We start from the raw sequence: 21,018 nt of genomic DNA on the forward strand, positions 1-21,018 counted from the left end.
AGCAGCGACGAGAGAGCTGTGGAGCTGACCGGTACTAATAAGCCGATCACTTGTCTACCACGCACCAGCTGCCGCCACTTTGTGGTGGGTTGGTGGGTCGGGGCGAGTGCAAGACGAATCCAGCTAACGATTTCACTGCTGTTGTGGTGTTCGCGTCCATTGTGTGGTTCTCGGGAGAGAACTCGAACACACGCTCCGTCTCGCCCTGTTTGTGGGTGGGGTGGGGGGTGTGGTTTGATCCTGGCCTTTGTGGTCCGGTGGTCATAGCGGTGGGGAAACGCCCGGTCTCATTCCGAACCCGGAAGCTAAGCCCACCAGCGCCGATGGTACTGCTCGGGAGACTGGGTGGGAGAGTAGGTCACCGCCGGCCACTCACTTTGTGTGGTGGGATCGCGTGGGGAGTAGCCCTTGTGGGGGTTGCTCCCCACACGCATGTCCAGCCTCAACGTGAAACGTGAGACGCTGGACCGCTCTGAAGTTCGAGCTCAATGTGAACAGTGACGAGGACTCCGCGTTCGACGCGGGTGGGTGGGAGATCGGCATGGCTGAATCTGGTGCACGAGGTCGCGACGGTGGCGACCGGCGACCAGCCGGCGGCGGTCAGCGCGGCGCACGCGCCGGCGCTCCCCGCAGCGGAGGTGGGTTCCGACCCGCCACGGGTGGTCCTCGTCGAAGCGGTCCGCCCTCCGGTGAGGCGGGCCAAGAACGTGGTGAACGCCGCGAGTGGGGTGACCGTCCGCGTCGGTCGACGCCCAGCGATGACCAGCGGCCCGGGCGTCCTGTCCGCGACGGGGCCTCGCGCCCGGATCGCCCGCAGCGCAACGACTTCCGCAACGGTGAACGTTCTTACGGTGGTGGCACCAGCCGCCCCCAGCGTGACGGCGACCGTCCCCCCTTCCGCGGGGAGCGCGACCAGCGCCCCACCCGCGACGGCGAACGTTCCTACGGCGGTGGCAGCAGCCGCCCGCAGCGCGATGACCGTCCCCGTCGTGATGGGGACCGTCCCCCCTTCCGCGGGGAGCGCGACCAGCGACCGGCCCGCGACGGCGAACGTTCCTACGGCGGTGGCAGCACTCGCCCACAGCGCGATGACCGTCCCCGTCGTGATGGGGACCGTCCTCCCTTCCGCGGTGACCGCGAGCAGCGACCGGCCCGCGACGGCGAACGTCCTTATGGCGGTGGCAACAGCCGTCCCCAGCGCGATGACCGTCCTCAGCGCGACGGTGTGCGCTCCTACGGCGCCGGTAGTCGCCCGCAGCGCGATGACCGTCCCCGTCGTGACGGGGACCGTCCTCCCTTCCGCGGCGACCGCGACCAGCGACCCGCTCGCGACGGCGAACGTTCCTACGGCGGCGGTACCAGTCGACCGCAGCGCGACGACCGCCCTCCTCGTGACGGCGATCGGCCGGCGTTCCGGTCGGACCGCCCGCAGCGCAACGACTTCCGTAGCGACGAACGCAGTGGACGTCCCACTCGCGGCGACCGTGACCAGCGACCGCCGCGCGACGGTCAACGTTCCGCCGGCGCCGGCACCAGCCGTCCCCAGCGCGATGAGCGTCCCCGTCGTGACGGCGACCGGCCTGCGTTCCGTGGCGATCGTGACCAACGACCCCCGCGCGACGGTCAACGTTCCGCCGGCGCCAGCCGTCCCCAGCGTGACGACCGTCCCCGCCGTGACGAGAACCGTTCGTCCAGTGGCGGTCGATCCACGCGTGGCGACGATCGTCCCCGTCGCAGCGAGCGTGGACCCGTGCGTGCTGGTGCGGACCGTCCGCGTGACGACCGTCCCGAGCGCCCGACCGGCCCGCGGCTCCCGGACGACGTCACCGGCAAGGAACTCGCGCCCGACGTCCGGCACTCGCTCTCGGGGTTGACCTCCGAGAACGCCGACATCGTCGCGAAGCACCTCGTGGCCAGCGCTCGGTTCGTCGACGTCGATCCCGAGCTGGCCTGGCAGCACGCCCAGGCCGCGCAACGTCGCGGTGGGCGCATCGCCGCCGTGCGTGAGGCCGCCGCCATCGCCGCCTACAAGGCCGGTCACTTCCGTGAAGCCCTGTCCGAGCTCCGGACCGTGCGTCGCATGACCGGGGACGACAGCTACCTGCCCCTGATGGCCGACTGCGAACGCGGCCTCGGCCGCCCCGAGCGTGCCCTCGACCTCGCGACCTCGCCTGAGGCCGCCGCCCTCGAGACCGAGGCGAAGGTCGAGATGTTGATCGTCGCCGCCGGCGCTCGTCACGACCTCGGCCAGCACGATGCGGCCGTCGTCTCGTTGCAGGTGCCGCAGCTGCGCACCAACAGCCGCGCCACCTGGCGTGCCCGGCTCTGGTACGCCTACGCCGACGCGCTCATCTCCGTCGGCCGTCAGGCCGACGCCCGGGAATGGCTCGTGCGCGCCGCCGAGGCCGACACCGACGGCGAGACCGACGCCTCTGAACGTCTCGACGAACTCGACGGCATCGTCTTCGACGAGGAGTTCGAGGACGACGTGGCGACGGCCTCCACGGCCTCTGCGACCTCAGACGACGACGAGGACGACGAGGACGACGAGGACGACGACGAGTCCGACGACGACGAGTCCGACGACGACGAGTCCGACGACGTGAAGAGCGAGGACTGACCAGCATGCGGGTGTACTGGCCGACGACCCTGTCGGAGCTGACGCGGGTGGCTGGATCGGGGCTCCTCGCCCCGGCCCCCGCCGTGGTGCACGCGGTCACCCGCACCCTGCGCGACTTCTACGCCGACGCCGATCCTCGTGACCTCGAGGAGGAGCTGGAGTACGTGGCCATGTCGGACGCGGCGGAGCAGTCGGTCCGCCTGTTGGCACAGGACACCGAGGCGCCACCGCGACGGGTCGTGCTCGCCCTCGACGTCACCGATGGTGACGTCGAGGCGCGCTCCGACGCCGGGTGGTCAGCGCCGGAGCGTTCCCAGGTCACGGTGAACGTCGCGCTGACGCTCGGCGCGCTGGCCAGCCTGCACGTCGACGACGCGGAGGCGGAGGCCGACGTCCGAGCGGCGGTGGCCGCCCTGCCCGCTGCCGACGCCGGTGACGAGGAGGCCCAGTTCGCCATCGAGGCGTGCGAGGGTCACGACCTGCTCTGGTACGACGCCGGGGAACTGCCGGTGCTGCTCGCGGTCGGTCCCTGACCGACCGACGGGCTCAGCGGGACAGCCACTCCTGGGCCAGTTCGACCTCGGAACGCACGAGGTCGAGCAGGCCCGGGAGTGCTGCTTTCTCCACCGTCCCGCCCAGCAACGGGACCCGGACGCTCAACGACCCGGTCAGCTCGTGGACGCTGCCGGCGGCGACGGGAGCGAGGACGGCGGTCGCCGTCAGCTCCACGGGAGCGGAGCGGACCGTCAGGGTCAGCTGCCCCCGGCGGGAGCCGTCGGAGCCGGGCGGTGCCCAGCGCTCGACCTGGTCGACCACGGCCGTGGTCCCGAGGAAGCGCGACGCGGCCTGGGGGAGCCGGTCGGTGCCCACGGTGCGCGACGTCGTCACGACGGTCGTCCCCGCGTCGTCCGTGACGGATTCCTCGTGGGTCAGCGCGCCGGTGCGTTCGGCCCGGGCGACGAGGAAGGCCGGGTCGGTGAGGACGGCCCACACGGCGCCGGGTGCGGCGGTGAACTCGGAGCGTTCGGAGAAGTTCGTGGACACCTTCAGCGGTTCCCTTCACGGGTCAGGACGGCGAGCGGGGCACCCAGGTCGCTGACCAGGGCCCGCTCGACCTCGAGGACGGCGTCTGCGGCCGGCGGTGACGGAAGGGCCCGGAGCCGGTCCGCAGCGAGGTCCACCGCCCGGGCTGCGTCCAGGACGGCGGCGACGTCGTCCGCAGCGGTCAGAGCCGTGGACGCCCGCCGCAACCGGGCGGCGAGGGCGGCGAGCCCGGTGACGTCGCCGCGGCTGGAACCGACGAGGTCGACGACGGTCACGGGCGCGAGAGGAGGTCGTGAACGGCCGCCACCAGCTCCTCCACCGCCGACGCGGCGGCCGGGTCGAGCAGGTCGACGTCGGTGGCAGCCAGCTCGCGGGCCAGCGCGGCGCGTTCGGCCGGCGGAGCGCTCGGGCCGGTGATCGGCTCGCTGGTGATCGGCACGCGAACACTCTATTGCGCGGCCCGCGAGCAGTCCGCGACCCGGGCCCGCCGCACGATCGCGGAGATCACCACTAGGCTGCTCGTGCGTATCCACCCGCGAATCGGAGCAGTGATGCCCGCCTCCACCTCGGCCCCCGCCAGCACCGTCCGCGAGCTCGTTCGAGCCGCTGTCGCCGTCCGCGACACGTCGTGGGGTGACGGCCTGCCGGCGTCGTTGCGCGACGGCAGCGCGCCGGAACGGTTGCTGCTGGACTACTACGCCCACACGTCCGTCGACGACCTCGCCGACCACGAACCCGCCGAACTGCTGGCCGCGGTGGCCTCGCACGTGCGCAGCGGGGAACGGCGCCCAGCGGGCACGACGCTGGTGCGCGTCGTCGACGGCACCGAGTCCGGTGCGGGGTCCGGCCGCTCCACCGTCGAGGTGGTCACCGACGACATGCCGTTCCTGGTGGACAGCCTCACGGCGGCGTTGACGCGGCTGGGACGGGGGATCCACCTGATGGTGCACCCGCGCCTCGCCGCGAAGCGTTCCGACGACGGCACCCTGCTGGACCTGCACGACCTCGACACCGCGCCGCCCTCGGAGCCGGCGGAGTCCTGGATCCGGATCGAGGTCGACGGGCACGGCGGCCACGAGGCCGACGCGGAGCTGCTGACCGAGCTGACCCACGTGCTGGACGACGTCCGGGCGGCGGTCAACGGCTGGCAGCCCATGCGCGCCAGGGCGTTGCAGATCGCCGACGAGCTGCAGATCGACCCGCCCCGTGGGGTGAGCGACGCCGAACTGCGCGTCACCGAACGGTTCCTCCGCTGGATGGCCGACGACCGCTTCACGTTCCTCGGCTACCGCGAGTACGACCTGCGGACGTCCGGCGACGACGTCGTCCTCGCCGCCCGTCCCGGGACCGGACTCGGGGTCCTCGCCGATCGGCCCGGGCGTTCCGGCGGACGTGAGCGGACGCTGTCGGGTCCGGTGCGCGACAAGGCGACCGAAGCGCAGGTGCTCGTCGTCACCAAGGCCAACGCCAAGGCGACGGTGCACCGACCCGCGTTCCTGGACTACGTCGGGATCAAGACCTTCGACGACCAGGGACGGGTGACGGGGGAGCGCCGCTTCCTCGGGCTCTTCACGTCCGTCGCCTACACCGACTCGGTGAAGCGCGTCCCCGTCGTGGCCGAGAAGGTCGTCGACGTGCTGCAGCGCGCCGGTTTCGGGTCCAGCGGGCACTCCGCCAAGGACCTGCTGAGCATCCTCGAGACGTTCCCCCGCGACGAGCTCCTGCAGTCCGACGTGGACTCCATCCTGCGCACGGCCCTCGCCGTGCTGCGGTTGCAGGAGCGTCGCCGCACGCGTCTGTTCCTGCGCCGCGACGACTACCGCCGGTTCATGTCCTGCCTGGTCTACCTGCCCCGCGACCGTTACACGACCCGGGTCGGGGCCCGCATCGAGGCCTCGCTCAAGGAGGCGTTCGACGGCGGTTCCGTCGAGTCGACGTTGCGCGTCTCGGAGTCGGTGCTGGCCCGGCTGCACATCGTGGTGCGGGCCCGGCCGGGCGAGGAACTCAGCGACGTCGACGTGTCCCGCCTCGAGACCGACGTCGCCCGCGTCGCCCGGTCCTGGGACGACGACCTCGCCGACGCCGCCCGCGTCCAGCTCGGGGACCGCGCCTCGGCGGCGCTCGTGCGTCGCTGGGTGGCGGGCATCCCCAACGGTTACCGGGCCGCGGTCGACGCCGAACGCGCGGTGCGCGACCTCGCCCGGGCCGGTGAACTCCTCGACGCCGGCGGGGAGGTGCCCGTCCTCGACCTGCGCGACGATCCCGAACAGCCCCGCACCTGGCGCTTCACCAGCTACCGGACCGTTCCGGTCACGTTGAGCGCGGTCCTGCCCGTCCTGACCGACCTCGGGGTCGAGGTGACCGATGAGCGGCCGCACGTCGTGCACCGCGACGACGACCGCACCGTCCACATCGACGACGTCGGGCTGCGCCTGCCCGTCGACGTCTGGCAGCTCGACGCCGACCCGGCCGCCGCCAGGAAGCGCTTCTGCGACGCCTTCGCCGCGGCCTGGACGGGGAAGGCCGAGAGCGACGCCCTGGCCCGCCTCGTCCTGGCGGGGCAGCTGGACTGGCGCCAGGTCTCGATCCTGCGGGCGCTGGTGCGCTACCTGCGCCAGGTCGGTCTGGCGTACTCGCTCGACTACGTGGCCAACTGCCTGCTGGCCAACGTCGGGCTGACCCGGCTCATCGTGCGGTTGTTCGAGGCGCGGTTCGCGCCGACCCGGCACGGTCACGAGGACGAACGCGCCGAGCTCGTCGACGCGCTGGTGGAGGAGACCCACGGCGCTCTCGACGAGGTCGACGGCCTGGACGCCGACCGCATCCTGCGCGCCCTGCTCTCCGTCGTGCAGGCGATCGTGCGGACCAACGCCTACCAGCACGCATCGGACGGGCAGGCCCACGACCACCTGTCGTTCAAGTTGTCGCCGCGTCTCGTCGCCGGGATGCCGGAACCCGCCCCGCACGCCGAGGTCTGGGTCTACTCCCCGCGCGTCGAGGGCGTCCACCTGCGTTTCGGCGAGGTCGCCCGTGGCGGGTTGCGCTGGTCGGACCGCCGCGAGGACTTCCGCACCGAGGTGCTCGGGCTGGTCAAGGCGCAGATCGTGAAGAACGCCGTCATCGTCCCCACGGGGGCCAAGGGCGGTTTCGTCGCCAAGCAGCTCCCCGACCCGTCGGTGGACCGCGACGCCTGGTGGGCCGAGGGGATCGCGTCGTACAAGACGTTCATCTCGGGGTTGCTGGACATCACCGACGACCTGCGGATCGTCGAGGGCCGGCGCACGACGGTTCCCCCCCTGGACGTCGTGCGCTACGACGGCGACGACTCCTACCTGGTCGTGGCGGCCGACAAGGGAACGGCCACGTTCTCCGACATCGCCAACGAGATCGCGGTCTCCCGGGGGTTCTGGCTCGGGGACGCGTTCGCCTCGGGCGGGTCGGTGGGCTACGACCACAAGGCCATGGGCATCACGGCCCGCGGCGCGTGGGAGAGCGTCCGTCGCCACTTCCGCGAACTCGGGCACGACACCCAGACCCAGGAGTTCAGCGTCGTCGGCGTCGGTGACATGAGCGGCGACGTCTTCGGCAACGGGATGCTGCTCTCGGACCGGATCCGGCTGGTCGCCGCGTTCGACCACCGCCACGTGTTCCTCGACCCCGATCCCGAACCCGTTGCCGCGCACGCCGAGCGGGCCCGGTTGTTCGCGTTGCCGCGCTCGTCGTGGGCCGACTACGACACCTCGCTGATCTCCGCCGGTGGTGGGGTGTACCCGCGGACGGCCAAGTCGGTCCCGGTCAGCCCGCAGGTCGCGCAGGCCCTCGGCCTGGAACCCGGAACGCACTCGATGTCCCCGGTCGAACTGCTCAAGGCCGTGCTCGCGGCCCCGGTGGACCTGTTCTGGAACGGCGGGATCGGCACCTACGTCAAGGCGTCGACGGAGTCGCACCCGGACGTGGGCGACAAGGCGAACGACGCCATCCGCATCGACGGCCGCGACCTGCGGGTCAGGGTCGTCGGCGAGGGCGGGAACCTCGGGCTGACCCAGCGCGGTCGCATCGAGGCCGCCCTGCAGGGCCGCGGGGGAGCGGGCGTCAAGCTCAACACCGACGCCATCGACAACTCCGCCGGCGTCGACTGCAGCGACCACGAGGTCAACATCAAGATCCTCCTCGACCACCTCGTCACGCAGGGGGAACTCGAACCGGGTGACCGCAACGACACCCTGCTGCGGATGACCGACGAGGTCGGCCGTCTCGTGCTGCGCGACAACTACGACCAGAACGTCGTCCTGAGCGTCGAGGGGACCTTCGCGGCCGGGCTGCTCCCGGCGCACCGACGGTTCCTCGACACGCTGCAGCGCAACGGGGACATCGACCGGCGGCTGGAGGCGCTGCCGTCGCCGACGGAACTGGACCGGCGCGCCCGCGACGGTGCCGGGCTCACCATGCCCGAACTCTCCGTCCTCGTCGCGCACGCCAAGATCAGTCTCGGTCGTGACGTCCTGGCCAGTGCCCTGCCCGACGAGCCCTGGGTGGCGGAGACCCTCAAGGGATACTTCCCGGCGGAGCTGCGGGAACGTTTCGGCGACCACCTGGCCGACCACCCGCTGCGTCGGGAGATCGCGACGACGGTGCTGGTGAACCACGTCGTCGGCACCGGCGGGTTGACGTTCGCCTTCCGGGCGGCGGAGGAGACGGGCTGCGACCCGGCCGACGTCGTGCGGGCGTTCGTCGTCGCGACCCTGGTGTTCGGGCTGCTCGAGCGCGCTGCCGCGGTCGAGGCCTTGGACGGCACCGTCGAGGCCCACGTGCAGTCGCGGATGCGCCAGGAGCACCAGCGGCTGCTGGACCGTTCGGTGCGGTGGCTGCTGCACGCCCGGCCGGAGGGGATCGACGTGTCGGCCGAGATCGCGCGGTTCGGTCCGGCGGTGGCGCGGCTCACGCCGCAGATCGCCACGTTCATGCGCGGCGTGGACGCCGAGGCGACCGACGCCGAGACCGCCTGGTTCACCGAGCGCGGGATCGAGGAGGGCGAGGCCCGCCGGACGGCGTCGCTGCTGGCGACGTACCCGTTGCTGGACGTCGTGGAGGTCGCCGAGGCGTCCGGGCGGGCCGTCGAGGAGATCGCCGCCACCTGGTACGAGCTCTCGCACCGCTACGGCATCGAAGCGATGCTCGACGGGATCGCGGCCCTGCCGCGGGCGGACCGCTGGCAGTCGCTCGCGCGGGCCGCGCTGCGCGACGACCTCTACTCCGCCCTGCGCGACCTCACGGCCGCCGTCGTCGCCCACGCCGGTGCGGGGGACGAGCTCGACCCGGCCGCGGCCGTCGAGGCGTGGGAGACCGCGCACGCGCCGGCGGTGCGACGGGCCCGGCAGACGATGGGGGACCTCGAGGGGGAGCCGGGTGCCGGGGACCTCGCGGCGCTCTCCGTGGGGCTGCGGACGCTGCGGACGGTGCTCCGTGCGGGCTGACCGGTCCGCTGCGCCGGGCGAGCCGTAGGCTCGTGGGGTGCCGACCATGTCTGACCTGCTGCACTCGGAGACCGCCGTCGAAGGCGCCGAGGCGGAGTGGTTGCGCCTGCTGGTCGGCGACTGGCAGCTCATCTCGGACCTGTCCTTCGCCGACCTGGTGCTGTGGGTCCCCTCGGCGGATCGGCAGCACTTCGTCGCGGTGGCGCACTGCCGGCCCACGACGGGACCGACGGTGCACTACGACGACGTCGTGGGCGCGGTCCTGGAGCGGGGCCGCCGCCCGCAGGTCGACACGACGTTCGACGAGGCGCGCAGCCTGCGCGGGCGGGACCCGGAGTGGGACGACGACGTCCCCGTGCGCGAGGAGACGATCCCCGTCGTCCGCGAGGGGGTCGTCCTCGGGGTGCTGGCCCGCCACACCAACCTGGCGACCTCGCGGACCCCGAGCCGGTTGGAACTCAACTACGTCAAGTGCGCCGACGACCTCACGCGGATGATCGCCGCGGGTGACTTCCCGCAGACGGCGGCGCCGACCGGGCCCCGGCGCGGCGCTCCCCGGGTGGGGGACGGGATGTTGCGCCTCGACTCCGAGGGCGTCGTGACCTACGCCAGCCCGAACGCGCTCTCCGCCTTCCACCGGGCGGGGCTCATCGGGGAACTCGTCGGGGCGAACCTCGCCGAGATCTCGAGTTCGCTGGCAGCGAGCCACCTGCCCGTCGACGAGTCGCTGCCGCTGGTCGTGACCGGTCGCGCTCCCTGGCGCACCGATCTCGAGACCGATGCCGCGACCTTGTCGATGCGGGCCATCCCGTTGACCCGCAAGGAGAACGGCACGGCGACCCGGATGGCGGCGCTGCTGCTGGTGCGCGACGTGTCCGAACTCCGTCGTCGTGAGCGTGAACTCATGACGAAGGACGCCACCATCCGCGAGGTCCACCACCGGGTGAAGAACAACCTGCAGACGGTGGCCGCCCTGCTGCGTCTGCAGGCCCGCCGGATCGTCTCCGAGGAGGGACGTTCGGCGCTGCAGGAGGCGATGCGCCGCGTCTCGACGATCGCGACCGTGCACGAGACGTTGTCGCAGGGGATCGACGAGAACGTCGACTTCGACCAGGTCCTCGACCGCTGCCTGATGATGGCCGCCGAGGTCGCGATGGAGAACGCCGAACGCGTCCGCACCGTCCGGGAGGGGAAGTTCGGGGAGTTGCGGCAGGAGGACGCCACGGCGCTGGCCCTCGTCCTCACCGAACTCGTCACCAACGCCGTCGAGCACGGGTTCGGCTCCGACCGGGCCGGGACGGTGGTGGTGCGGGTCGAGCACACCGACGACGACCGCCTCGCGGTCGTGGTCAGCGACGACGGGATCGGGCTGCCCGAGGACTTCCAGGCCGGCAGTTCGGGTCTGGGGACCCAGATCGTGCGGTCGCTGGTGGCCGGCGAACTGAGGGGTCGCATGGAGTTCGGGTCGAGCGACACCGGCGGGACCGAGGTCCGCCTGGATCTGCGGGTGCGTCGCGACGCCAGCCAGATCGGCTCCGTCCGCAACTGACCGGACGCTGCTGATCGGACGTCGAACAGCCCCGGGACCTCGTGGATCCCGGGGCTGCTCGAGGTGGGTGGTGGAGCTGAGGTCAGCTCGCGCGGCGGGCGCGGGCGGCGCGGCGCTTGAGCGCGCGGCGTTCGTCCTCGCTCATGCCGCCCCAGACGCCGGCGTCCTGGCCGGTCTCCAGTGCCCACTTCAGGCAGGAGTCGACGACGTCGCAACGGCGGCAGACAGCTTTGGCCTCTTCGATCTGGAGGATCGCCGGACCCGTGTTCCCGATGGGGAAGAACAGTTCGGGGTCTTCGTCGAGGCAGGCAGCGCGGTGGCGCCAGTCCATGGGGATTCCACTCCTTCTCAGCGGTTGCGGTCTCAGTACGCGCGGGTCCGTGTCGTGGTGACGAGTTGGACACGCGTGATCCCTGAGCACCGGCAGCGCCGGCGGTGCCGGGACATACCCGCACTGGTCGGTGTGGACCAGGTGCGACGTGTGTCGGGGATCGCGTTGGGATCTAATGTCACATCCCGCGGCGCTTCCCACAAGAGGTACAGCCGGGCCGTTCGTGGAGGAAGCGTGTCGGCTTCGTCACATGGACGTAACACGGATGACCCCTCCCGGTAATCCCCGATCCCCGCACGAGCCACCGCGACACGCCGTAGCGGTGGCCCCCCGAGGGGGGCCGGCGCTCAGGGGTACGCCGTAGCGTTGTCCTCGTGCCCTCCGGTTCGTCCTCCCACCCTGCGCCCACCCCGCGTCGTTCACCACTGCTGACGCTCGTCGCGGCCCTCGTGCTCGTCGAGGCGCTGATCCTCGTGGGGGCCGCGGTCTACCTGCTGCACGGACTGCTCGTCGAGGACGCCGCTGCGCCGATCGCGGCGATCGCGATGGTCGTGATGGCGCTGATCTTCGCGGTGGGCGTCGGCTTCTGCGGGTGGGGCCTCCTGCACCGCGCGACCTGGGCGCGTTCCCCGGTCGTGGTGTGGCAGCTGCTCGAACTGGCCGCGGGCATCCCCGCGTTCAGCGGGGGATCACCGTGGGTGGGAGTCGTCCTGGTCGTGCCGGCCGTCGTGGTGCTCGTCGGGCTGTTCGTGCCGTCGGTCTCCGCGCAGGTCTCGCGCTGACCCGCACGCACCGGGGTCAGTCCGTCTCGTCACCGAGGCCCTCGCGCAGCTCGGCGAGGGTCCGGGTCAGCAACCGCGACACGTGCATCTGGGAGATGCCGATCTCGGCCGCGATCTGCGACTGCGACATCCCGCGCACGAAGCGCAGCGCCAGGATCCGGCGTTCCCGTGCCGCCAGACCGGCCAGCAGCGGGCGCAGCGCCTCGCGGTTCTCGACGTTCTGCAAGGCGTCGTCGTCGGCACCGAGGGAGGCGACCGGGGACGTCGGGGAGCCGGTGTCCAGGGGCAACGTCGAGTAGGCGTTCGCGGACTCCAGGACGTCGACGACGTCCTCGGCGTCGTAACCGGTGCGTTCGGCGAGTTCGGCGATCGTCGGCGCCCGACCGAGTTCGTGGGTGAGCGCCTCGCGCGCGTCGCCGAGCGCCCGCCCGGCCTCCTGGATGCGGCGGGGGACGCGCATCGCCCACCCGCGGTCGCGGAAGTGACGTTTGATCTCGCCGAGCATGGTCGGCACGGCGTAGGCGCCGAAGGGGACGCCGCGGGTCGGGTCGAAGCGGTCGAGGGCCTTCAGGAGCCCGATGGTGGCGACCTGGACGAGGTCGTCCTGCGGTTCGCCGCGGCCGAGGAAGCGCGCGGCGAGGTGCTCGGCCAGGGGGAGGTGGCGGCGGGTGAGGTCGTCGCGCAAGCGGATCCGCTCGGGGTCCCCGATCGGGAGGGAGGCCATCCGGGACAGCAGCGGGGCGTCCTCCACGTCGCGGGAGGACGGCAGGTCGAGTGGCGCCGCGACGGGCGGCTGCGGGACGTCCGCAGGGCGGCCGTCGGTGTCTTCGTCGGCTCTGCTGCGCGGATCGATGACCTCAGGGTCACCGTGCGCGTGCGTGCGCGCCACCGGGACGTCACGCGCACGGGGGCGCGGCGGCGTCCGGTTCACCCGACCCCCGCCGCCAGGCTCGCCTGGGCGCCACTGGTCTTGCTGTGCCGCAACACGATCCAGGCCCCGGTGGAGGACGTTCCGGTGAAGACCTCGCCGACCAGGGCCTCCAGCACGGCCCAGGCGAAGCTGGAACGCTCGGGCAGTTCCCGGGCCGGGCCGCGGACCTCGACCTCGAGGCTGCCCTCGCCGAGCCGGAAGGTCGCGACCAGTTCCTCGTCGTCGGGGGCGGAGCCCAGGAGCAGGGTGCAGGCCTCGTCCACGGCGATGCGCAGGTCCTCGATCTCGTCGAGGGTCAGGTCGAGCCGCGCGGCCAGGCCGGCGCTCGCCGTGCGGACCACGGTCAGGTAGGCCGGGTCCGCCGGTACCCGCAGTTCCACCAGATCGGTCGCTGCGTCCGGGTCCGGGGTGCTCACCGGGTCTCCGGTCGTGGGGGTGGACACGGGTTGACGTCCTCTCGGGGCCGGGTGCGGGTGTCGCACACAGCAGCTTGGCAGATGCTCACCGTAGACCGCCGCGCACTGTGGGTCACTTCCGGTCAGAGGCGGTCGCCAACGCGTCCAGCCGGTCCCCGTCGAGGCGCCACACGGTCCAGTCCTCCTCGGGGGTCGCCCCGAGCGTCCGGTAGAAGCCGTGGGCCGGGGTGTTCCAGTCCAGCACCCAGAACTCCAGGCGCCCGAGGCCGCGGTCGGTGCAGATGCGTCCCAGCTCGCCGAAGAACGCCCGACCGATCCCGGACCGTCGGTGCTCGGGCCGGACGAACAGGTCCTCCAGCCACATCCCCTGCCGGCCCAGCCAGGTCGAGAACGTCGTGTACCAGAGGGCCATCCCGGCGACCTGGACGACGCCGTCGACCTCCACCTCGGCCAGCACGCAGCCGATCCCCGTCCCCGGCTCGAGCGCGCGGGCGAAGTCCTCGGCCCGCGCTGTCGCGGCCTCCGGCTCCTTCTCGTACTCGGCGAGCTCGCGGACCATGTCGGCGATGCTCGCGCCGTCGGCGGGGACGGCGGTGCGGAGGGTGAAAGCGGTGGGGGAGGCGTCACTCACCCACTCACCGTAAGGCAACCGTCACGGCGTTCCGGGCCCACCTCGGGGCCCTCGTCCAGGTGCTCGACGGGGGTGGCGACGCGCACGCTCGTCCACTGCCCGTCACGCACCACGAAGCCCGCTCCCACGCCCGGCCCGGGAGCCACGACCGGGCGCCGCGAGACGACCTCCGCGGGCACCGTCCCGCCGCGGCCCAGCAGCACCGTGGTCCGGGCGGCCGTCCGTGCCACGGCGGCCAGGCCGCGGAAGGCCCCGGCCACCTCCGCGCCGTCCCCCGCGAGCACCACCCGTGCCCTGCCGTCGCGGGCCAGGGCGGCCACCAGCACGTCCTCCGACGCCGGCGGCAGGGGTCGGGAGACGTCGTCGACCAGGACGAGGGCGCCTCCCGCGAGAGCGGCGCCGAGAGCCTCCGTGTCGACCTCACGAGCCCAGCACACCGTGCCGCCCGCGACGGTCTCGGCCCCGGCCAGCGCCCGCAGTGCGGACGTGCGTCCGCTGCCCGGTGGACCGCAGACCAGGACGGCCCTCCGCGGGTCGACCCGCACCACGTCGGCGTCGTCACCGCCACGCCCCAACGGGAGCCCGTCCCGGCCGCCCACGCCGACGTCGTCGAGGCGCACCACCGCGGGGAGCGGGGCCACCGCGTCGCGCCCGCCGACCGCACCCGGTGCGAAGGGCAGGGCGACCTGCACCTCCTGCGCGCGACCGTCGACGACCAGCAGACCCCGCCCCGGTGGGGCCTGCCGCGGCACCTCGGCAGCGCGCAGACCGAGCAGCGCGGCGTCGCTGCGGTCCGGCAGGCGCAGCAGCACGACCTGACCGCAGGTGCCCGCCACGGGACCCGTCAGCGCCTGCCGGTCCGCGCCCACGACGATCCGGACGCCGACGCCGGAGGCCTCCCGCAGCAGCCGCAGCAGCGCCTCCGGACCGGCGGCCGGGTCCGCCGCGCCGAGGGCGTTCACCCAGGCCTCCCAGCCGTCGACGGCGAGCAGCAGGAACGGCTCACCGGCCCAGCCCGACGCCCGCCGCCGCTCGACCTCCCCCTGCAGCCGCAGCAGCAACCGCCCGGCCCGCCACACCTCGCTCGGGCCCACCACCGACCCGATCCGACCCCGGCCGGCGAGGTGGGCGAACCCGCCGCCGGCGTCCAGCACGTGCACCTCCAGGGGATCCGCGGCCCTGCCGCGACCGGCCGCCGTGACCAGGCGCCGCAGCAGCGTCGTGCGGCCCGAACGGATCCCGCCGACGACGAGCAGGTGGTCCCCGGCCGCGAGGTCCCAGCCGGCGCTCTCCTGACGCTGGCTGTCCGGCAGGTCGAGCCGCCCCCAGGTCAGGACGCTCCCACCGGAGGGCGGGACGTCGTCGGAGCCCAGGACGTCTGGCAGCGGCGCCAGCCAGGGGGAGGCGGGCACCGTCCGGTCGGCGGCGGCCGTGCGGACCGCGTTCACCAGGCCGGGGAGGTCGTCGACCTCCTCGCCCGCCTGCACCGTCCCCGGGGTCCGGACCTGCAGGCCCACGCGGGGGCGCGGACCCGACAGCCGCGCGGTCTGGAACGTCTCCAGCCCTTCGCTGCCCCGTCGCAGGACGGCTAGCCCGGGGACCCGGTCGCTGAAGGAGGCCGGGGACGGATCGCCCACGACGTCCTCGGCGTCGGCCCGGTCCTGCACGCGCAGAGCGATCCGCAGGTTGGTGTTCGCCCGGATCTCCGGGCTGACCACCCCCGCGGGCCGCTGGGTCGCCAGGACCAGGTGGATGCCCAGCGACCGACCGACGGCGGCCAACCGCACGAGACCGTCGACGAAGTCGGGCAGCTCCTGGCTCAGCACCCGGAACTCGTCGACGACGACGACCAGGCGCGGGAGTCGTCCCGGCGCCAGGTCGCGCACGTCGGCGACGCCCGCGGCGGCCAGGACCTCCTCGCGGCGGCGGACCTCGGCGCGCAGGCTGCGCAGCACCCGTGCGGCGAGCTGGTCGTCGAGGTCGGTGACGACCCCGGCGACGTGCGGCAACCGCACGCAGTCCCCGAACGCCGCCCCACCCTTGTAGTCGACGAGGACCAGCTGGACGGCTTCGGGCGGTGAGCCCGCGCACAACCCGGCGACGAGGGTCCGCAGCAGCACGGACTTGCCCGCGCCCGTCGTGCCGGCGACGAGCGTGTGCGGACCGTCCGCGGCGAGGTCGACCCGGCAGACACCCTGCCCGCCCACGCCGAGGACCACCGGGAGTCCGGGGACCACCTCCCGCCAGGACCGGGCGAGGTGCTCCGCGCTCGCGGGACCCAGGAGGTCGGTGAGCCGCACGTCACCGGGGGTCGCGGTACCCGCCGTCGTCCCGGCGTCGCGCAGGGGCGCCAGCCCGCGGGCCAGCCGCTCCGACCAGTCCACGCCCACCCCGTCGGGACGGAAGCGGCTCGACCCGGCACCGGTGACGAGCCGGGCCGGGGTCGCTGCGAGGTCGACGACGGAACGGCACTCCGCGGGCAGCTCGGAGACGTCGTCGGCCAGGCAGACCACGTGCACGCCGTGCCGGGGCCCGTCGACGAGCAGGTCGGCCAGTCGCGGGTCCGGCCGCCACCGGGGCGCGTCGTCGAGCACGAGCACCAGGTGGTTCCCGCCGCGCCACTGCTCCCGACCGCCCCGCGTGCCGGCCCGGCGCTGGGCCAGCTCGCGCGCAGCGGTGGCGAGGACGTGAGCGGCGTCGAGGTCGAGGTCGGGGGTGAGCAGGTGCGGCAGCCAGGTGCTCCACGACCAGTCCTCCGGGGACCCGGCCACGGCGAGGCGCAGGGTCGCCGGCGAGTGCCACCCCGCGAGCTGGCCGATCACGAACCGGGCCGTGCGCAGCAGGGCGGGACGGGGTCCGGCCAGCCCGAGCGGCCCCGCGGTGAGCGCGACCCCCACCGGGACGTCGCGCAGCAGCACCTCCGGCACCTCGGCGTCGGGGCGTTCCCCGCGCACCTCGACCGCTTCGGACGGGCGGTCGCCGAGCCCGAACCGGACGTGCAGGTGGTCGGGGTGCTCCGGCGAACGCGCGAACAGGCCCTCGCCGCGGCCGAGGACCTCGGCCAGCAGCCTCGCCGCGTCCGGAGCGAACTCGTGGGCCCGGTCGTGCTCGGCGGTGAGCGCCGAGCGGCGGGTGGCGGCGACCAGTTCCCGGGCGGCCCGCAGTTCCACGGCCCGACGGCGGGTGGTGGCCGTGTGCCGACGGCGCTGGGTCCACCACTGCCCACCGACGAGCACGGGGGAGGCCAGGCCCAGCAGCAGGGACAGCGGGCTCCAGAGCAGCGCCAGGACACCCGCGAGGGCCAAGGGCACCAGCAGGGCGAGGACGGGGAGTTCCGGGGCCTCTGCGCTCGGCGCTCCCGCGGGCCAGCGCAGCACGTGGCTGGGCGCCGGCGGGAGCAGTCGCGGCGGCCGGTTCAGCCGGAGGCGGCCCTGACCGTCGGCACGGACCCCCGCGGGACGCACCGGGGTCGGGGCGAGTTCGAGCACGGAACCACCGAGCGCCAGGCGGACGGGCAACGGCACCCGACGGGAGCCGCGCAGGGTCTCCCGGTCGTTCGCATGGATCAACGCGGTTCCGTTGAGCGAGCCGGTGTCGCGCACCGTCACGGTTCCGTCGTCGTGCACGATGAGTTCCGCGTGGACGCGCGACACCGAGGGGTCGTCGAGACCGAGTGCGGTCCCCGGTTCCCCGCGGCGACCCACGCGGTGGGTGCCGGTTCCCAGGCCCGACGTCCGACCGGCCTCGGGTCCGGCGACGACGTGCAGCGCGAGTTCCGCCCCGCCGACCTGGTGGGCCTCGTCGACGGCGGGAACCCGGACCCCGGCCACCAGCGGCGGTCGGCCGAGGACCGCGCCGGCGACGAGTTCCCCGTCCACCCGCCACTCCTCCTCCCACCCCGAGGGCCAGGGGCCGGTCAGGGGTTCGAGGAGTTCGCGGGCAGCCGCCAGCGTGACACCGTCGGGATCCTCGACCGGGGGGTCGATCTCCACGTCGGCGCCCAGGACGGTCATCCGGAACGGCACGCCGGGATCGTGGCACGCCGTCCGCGGGACGCGGCCGTCGTCCACAGGGCCGAGGGTCGTACCGGGAGTTGTCCACATCACCCGAACGCCACACGGCCCTGCTGCCCTACCGTCTCCGGACGAGAACCGGGGACCGAGAACCAGGGGGTGGACGTGGACGCGGTGCGGATGGTCGAGGACGAGGTGCGCACGCTGGTGCGCCGCCGGATCGCGGCGGGCAGTTTCCGCGGCGACCCCGCGGAACTCCGGGCCCTCGTCGACGGCGTCGTGCTCGACTACGACCTGCGTTCCCTCGACGGTTCCCTGCCGGGCCTCGACGACCGCGACCAGGCCGTGCGTGCGGTGGTGGCCGCGGTGTCGGGTTTCGGCCCGCTGCAGCGCTACTTCGACGACCCCGAGGTCGAGGAGATCTGGATCAACGAACCCGGGAAGGTGTTCGTGGCCCGCGGCGGGGTCTCCGAACTCACGACCACCATCCTCGACGAGGACACCGTCGCCGAACTCGTCGAGCGGATGCTGGCCAGCACCGGCCGTCGGGTGGACCTCTCGAGCCCGTTCGTCGACGCCGCGCTGCCCGACGGTTCCCGGGTCCACGTCGTCATCCCCGACGTCACCCGTCGGCACTGGGCGGTGAACGTGCGGCGGTTCGTCGCCCGGGCCCGTCGCCTCGACGACCTGGTGACCCTCGGTTCGCTGACGGCCCCGGCCGCCGCGTTCCTCGCCGCGGCCGTCACCTCCGGGTTGAACCTCCTGGTCTCCGGCGCGACCCAGGCCGGCAAGACGACGCTCCTGAACTGCCTGCTCAGCGCGGTGCCGGCGAACCAGCGGGTCGTCACCTGCGAGGAGGTCTTCGAACTGCAACTCGCTGCGCGCGACGTCGTCGCGATGCAGTGCCGCCAGCCGAACCTCGAGGGGCGTGGGGAGATCCCGCTGCGGCGCCTGGTGAAGGAGGCGTTGCGGATGCGCCCGGACCGGCTCGTCGTGGGGGAGGTGCGCCAGGCCGAGAGCCTCGACCTGCTCATCGCGCTGAACAGCGGCCTGCCGGGGGCCGCGACGATCCACGCGAACTCCGCCGCCGACGCCGTCGCCAAGATGTGCACGTTGCCGCTGCTGGCCGGGGAGAACGTGACGAGCGGTTTCGTCGTTCCCGCGGTGGCGGCGAGCCTCGACCTCGTCGTGCACGCGGAACTCGACGTCGACGGGCGGCGGCGGGTGCGGGAGGTCCTGGCCGTCACGGGTCGCACCGAGGGTGGCGTCGTCGAGACCGCGGAGGTCTTCGTCACCCGTGACGGTGCCCTCGTCCGGGGGACGGGGTGGCCGCCGCACCGCGACCGGTTCGTGCGCGCGGGTTTCGACCTGACGGCGTTGCTGGCGGGTGGGTCCTGATGGACGGCGTCGGCGTCGGCGTGGTGTTCGGCGTCGGGTTGTTCTGCGCGTGGTGGGCCTGCTGGGAACGGCCGCCCCGCGCCGCTGCCCGCCGCGCCTCCCGCGTCCGCGAACTCCTGGACGCCGCGGGGTGGCGGGAGGTTCCCGTCCCCGTGCTGCCCGCGGCGTGCCTGCTCGCGGGGGTGCTGGGCGCGGTGGTGGTGACCGGGACGAGCGGGGTCCTCGTCCTCGGCGCCGCCGCGGGGTGCGCCGCCGCCGCCCTGCCCGTGCTCGGTCTGCGGCAGCGCGTCCGGCGACGCCGCGAGGACACCGCCGCGCAGTGGCCGGACGTCGTCGACACCCTCGCCTCGGCGGTGCGGGCGGGGTCGTCCCTGCCCGAGGCCGTCTGCGGTCTCGCGAGCCGGGGGCCGCAGTCGCTGCGACCGGCCTTCGCGCGCTTCGCCGCCGGCCACCGCGCCAGCGGTGCCTTCGACACCGAACTCCGCCGGTTGCAGGAGGAACTCGCCGACCCGGTGTTCGACCGGCTCGCCGCCACCCTGCGGATGACGCGGCAGGTCGGCGGCAGCGACCTCGGCACCACGCTGCGGACGTTGTCCGGCTACTTGCGCGAGGACCAGCGCACCCGCGGTGAACTCCTGGCCCGTCAGAGCTGGACGGTGTCGGCGGCGCGGCTCGCCGTCGCCGCTCCGTGGATCGTCCTGGCGCTGCTGGCCACCCGCCCGGGAACCCTGGAGGCCTTCGACTCCTCGGCCGGGGCCCTGGTGCTGCTGGTGGGAACGGTCGTCTCCGCGGGTTCCTACGCGGCGATGTCCCGCCTGGGCCGCCTGCCCACGACGCGACGGGTGCTGTCGTGAACGTCGGGATCCTGCTCGGGCTGCTGGCCGGGACGGGTTTCCTCGTGCTCCTGCACGCCGCGCCGTGGAACCGTTCGCCGGGGATCGAGGCCCGTGTCGGCCCCTACCTCGGTGCAGCCCAGGCCCAGCGGGCGTCGTGGTGGGCCGATCCGTTGCGCGGCATCGGGTCCGCGGTGGGTGCGCGGTTGGGGTCGGGGCGGGTGGTCGCCGAGCGACTGGCGGTCCTGGACCCGTCCCTCGACCCTGCTTCCGGCGGTGCGTCCGGGCTGGAGGCCGCGGTCGCCCAGCACCGCGCGGAACAGGTCCTCTTCTCGGTCGCCGGGGTCGTGTCGGCGGTGCCTGCGGGGTTCCTGGCCGGCGGGTCGACCCCGGTCACGGTCGTGGCGTTCGTGGTGGCGGGTGGGTTCGCCGGCGCCCTGGCCCGGGGGGAACTCCTGGCCCGTCGCGTCCGGGTCCGGCGGGCGGAGATCGCGGCGGACCTGCCCGACGTCGCGGAACTGCTCGCCCTGTCCGTGGGGGCGGGGGAGAACGTCGCCGGTGCGCTCGAGCGTGTCGCGGCCGGGAACGGCCCGTTGTGCGCGCACCTGCGGCACAGCCTGGGCCGGGTCCGCACCGGGACGCCGCTGCTGGACGCGCTGCTGGACCTCGCCGGGCGGTGGGGCGTCGCGCCCTTCACCCGGTTCGTCGACGGGATCGCCGTGGCCGTCGAGGCGGGCAGCCCGTTGGCCGAGGTGCTGCGCGCCCAGGCGGGCGACGCCCGCGAGGCCGAGCGACGCCGACTCGTCGAGAGCGGCGGTCGCAAGGAGGTCCAGATGATGGTTCCCGTCGTCTTCGGCGTCCTGCCCGTCACCGTGCTCTTCGCGGTCTACCCCGGCCTGGCCCAGCTGCAGCTCGGCTGAGACCCCTCTCGAAACCCCCTGTCGGAACCCCTGTCGAAACCCCTGAACACCGAGGAACTGGAGACCGTCCGTGTCG

Annotated in this window: 17 protein-coding genes and 1 rRNA gene; 9 read left to right on the plus strand and 9 right to left on the minus strand. The window is 73.5% G+C overall.

Translation table 11 applies throughout. The features are described from left to right. Window positions 1-253: 253 nt before the first annotated feature. Window positions 254-370: ribosomal RNA gene (gene rrf, locus AC0I8G_RS16220) — 5S ribosomal RNA — on the plus strand. Between the two features lie 72 nt (window positions 371-442). Here the strand turns inward: rrf and AC0I8G_RS16225 are convergent. After that, window positions 443-1,606, minus strand: coding sequence for a hypothetical protein (locus AC0I8G_RS16225; RefSeq protein WP_471730860.1), 1,164 nt, complete (start codon window positions 1,604-1,606; stop codon window positions 443-445). A 144-nt stretch (window positions 1,607-1,750) separates the two neighbouring features. Here AC0I8G_RS16225 and AC0I8G_RS16230 point away from each other — a divergent pair, with 144 nt between their 5' ends. Beyond that, the gene (locus AC0I8G_RS16230) at window positions 1,751-2,620 is read left to right on the plus strand and encodes a tetratricopeptide repeat protein (RefSeq protein WP_471730861.1); all 870 of its coding nucleotides are present in this window, start codon (window positions 1,751-1,753) and stop codon (window positions 2,618-2,620) included. A gap of 5 nt (window positions 2,621-2,625) precedes the next feature. Then, the gene (locus AC0I8G_RS16235; RefSeq protein ID WP_471730862.1) at window positions 2,626-3,153 is read left to right on the plus strand and encodes a DUF6912 family protein; all 528 of its coding nucleotides are present in this window, start codon (window positions 2,626-2,628) and stop codon (window positions 3,151-3,153) included. Window positions 3,154-3,166: 13 nt separating this feature from the next. Here AC0I8G_RS16235 and AC0I8G_RS16240 read toward each other — a convergent pair whose 3' ends face one another. From AC0I8G_RS16240 to AC0I8G_RS16250, 3 genes are read right to left on the minus strand one after another with little or no spacing between them, the layout of a single operon-like run. After that, complete coding sequence (locus AC0I8G_RS16240; protein ID WP_471730863.1) at window positions 3,167-3,664, minus strand: DUF2505 domain-containing protein; 498 nt, start codon at window positions 3,662-3,664, stop codon at window positions 3,167-3,169. A 2-nt stretch (window positions 3,665-3,666) separates the two neighbouring features. Continuing rightward, window positions 3,667-3,939: a hypothetical protein gene (locus AC0I8G_RS16245; protein WP_471730864.1), complete on the minus strand. Its 273-nt coding sequence runs from the start codon at window positions 3,937-3,939 to the stop codon at window positions 3,667-3,669. Then, the gene (locus tag AC0I8G_RS16250; protein ID WP_471730865.1) at window positions 3,936-4,103 is read right to left on the minus strand and encodes a hypothetical protein; all 168 of its coding nucleotides are present in this window, start codon (window positions 4,101-4,103) and stop codon (window positions 3,936-3,938) included. The genes AC0I8G_RS16245 and AC0I8G_RS16250 overlap by 4 nt, the downstream gene beginning before the upstream one ends. Before the next feature lie 112 nt (window positions 4,104-4,215). Between AC0I8G_RS16250 and AC0I8G_RS16255 the strand changes: the two genes are divergently transcribed. Together AC0I8G_RS16255 and AC0I8G_RS16260 are read left to right on the plus strand one after the other, a co-directional pair. Further along, window positions 4,216-9,138: an NAD-glutamate dehydrogenase gene (locus AC0I8G_RS16255; RefSeq protein WP_471730866.1), complete on the plus strand. Its 4,923-nt coding sequence runs from the start codon at window positions 4,216-4,218 to the stop codon at window positions 9,136-9,138. A gap of 46 nt (window positions 9,139-9,184) precedes the next feature. Further along, window positions 9,185-10,687, plus strand: coding sequence for a sensor histidine kinase (locus AC0I8G_RS16260; protein ID WP_328296268.1), 1,503 nt, complete (start codon window positions 9,185-9,187; stop codon window positions 10,685-10,687). Window positions 10,688-10,769: 82 nt separating this feature from the next. On the opposite strand, the gene AC0I8G_RS16265 is transcribed toward AC0I8G_RS16260, so the two are convergent. Continuing rightward, window positions 10,770-11,018, minus strand: coding sequence for a WhiB family transcriptional regulator (locus AC0I8G_RS16265; protein ID WP_012086460.1), 249 nt, complete (start codon window positions 11,016-11,018; stop codon window positions 10,770-10,772). Between the two features lie 374 nt (window positions 11,019-11,392). Here AC0I8G_RS16265 and AC0I8G_RS16270 point away from each other — a divergent pair, with 374 nt between their 5' ends. Further along, window positions 11,393-11,800, plus strand: coding sequence for a hypothetical protein (locus tag AC0I8G_RS16270; protein ID WP_471730867.1), 408 nt, complete (start codon window positions 11,393-11,395; stop codon window positions 11,798-11,800). Window positions 11,801-11,816: 16 nt separating this feature from the next. On the opposite strand, the gene AC0I8G_RS16275 is transcribed toward AC0I8G_RS16270, so the two are convergent. The 4 genes from AC0I8G_RS16275 to AC0I8G_RS16290 all read right to left on the minus strand — a co-directional run bounded on the left by AC0I8G_RS16275 (window position 11,817) and on the right by AC0I8G_RS16290 (window position 17,803). Beyond that, window positions 11,817-12,689, minus strand: a complete 873-nt coding sequence (locus AC0I8G_RS16275) for a SigB/SigF/SigG family RNA polymerase sigma factor (RefSeq protein ID WP_380261011.1) — start codon at window positions 12,687-12,689, stop codon at window positions 11,817-11,819. A 38-nt stretch (window positions 12,690-12,727) separates the two neighbouring features. Further along, window positions 12,728-13,147, minus strand: coding sequence for an ATP-binding protein (locus tag AC0I8G_RS16280; protein WP_328296269.1), 420 nt, complete (start codon window positions 13,145-13,147; stop codon window positions 12,728-12,730). Window positions 13,148-13,259: 112 nt separating this feature from the next. After that, window positions 13,260-13,778, minus strand: a complete 519-nt coding sequence (locus AC0I8G_RS16285) for a GNAT family N-acetyltransferase (protein WP_471730868.1) — start codon at window positions 13,776-13,778, stop codon at window positions 13,260-13,262. Further along, the gene (locus AC0I8G_RS16290) at window positions 13,775-17,803 is read right to left on the minus strand and encodes an FtsK/SpoIIIE domain-containing protein (protein WP_471730869.1); all 4,029 of its coding nucleotides are present in this window, start codon (window positions 17,801-17,803) and stop codon (window positions 13,775-13,777) included. The genes AC0I8G_RS16285 and AC0I8G_RS16290 overlap by 4 nt, the downstream gene beginning before the upstream one ends. A 168-nt stretch (window positions 17,804-17,971) precedes the next feature. Between AC0I8G_RS16290 and AC0I8G_RS16295 the strand changes: the two genes are divergently transcribed. From AC0I8G_RS16295 to AC0I8G_RS16305, 3 genes are read left to right on the plus strand one after another with little or no spacing between them, the layout of a single operon-like run. Next, window positions 17,972-19,189 (plus strand): CpaF family protein, encoded by a 1,218-nt coding sequence (locus AC0I8G_RS16295; protein WP_471730986.1) that lies wholly within the window; start codon window positions 17,972-17,974, stop codon window positions 19,187-19,189. After that, window positions 19,189-20,043 (plus strand): type II secretion system F family protein, encoded by an 855-nt coding sequence (locus tag AC0I8G_RS16300; protein WP_471730870.1) that lies wholly within the window; start codon window positions 19,189-19,191, stop codon window positions 20,041-20,043. The genes AC0I8G_RS16295 and AC0I8G_RS16300 overlap by 1 nt, the downstream gene beginning before the upstream one ends. After that, a complete protein-coding gene (locus AC0I8G_RS16305; protein WP_471730871.1) occupies window positions 20,040-20,942 on the plus strand; it encodes a type II secretion system F family protein in 903 nt (300 codons plus the stop codon). The genes AC0I8G_RS16300 and AC0I8G_RS16305 overlap by 4 nt, the downstream gene beginning before the upstream one ends. Window positions 20,943-21,018: the final 76 nt, after the last annotated feature.

The sequence above is a fragment of the Kineococcus sp. AC630 genome (assembly GCF_979255925.1).

Coding starts and splice junctions, on each gene's coding strand:
- AC0I8G_RS16255 (WP_471730866.1), top strand. CDS start 4,216: ATGCCCGCCTCCACCTCGGCCCCCGCCAGCACCGTCCGCGAGCTCGTT.
- AC0I8G_RS16235 (WP_471730862.1), top strand. CDS start 2,626: ATGCGGGTGTACTGGCCGACGACCCTGTCGGAGCTGACGCGGGTGGCT.
- AC0I8G_RS16295 (WP_471730986.1), top strand. CDS start 17,972: ATGGTCGAGGACGAGGTGCGCACGCTGGTGCGCCGCCGGATCGCGGCG.
- AC0I8G_RS16265 (WP_012086460.1), bottom strand. CDS start 11,018: ATGGACTGGCGCCACCGCGCTGCCTGCCTCGACGAAGACCCCGAACTG.
- AC0I8G_RS16300 (WP_471730870.1), top strand. CDS start 19,189: ATGGACGGCGTCGGCGTCGGCGTGGTGTTCGGCGTCGGGTTGTTCTGC.
- AC0I8G_RS16260 (WP_328296268.1), top strand. CDS start 9,185: ATGTCTGACCTGCTGCACTCGGAGACCGCCGTCGAAGGCGCCGAGGCG.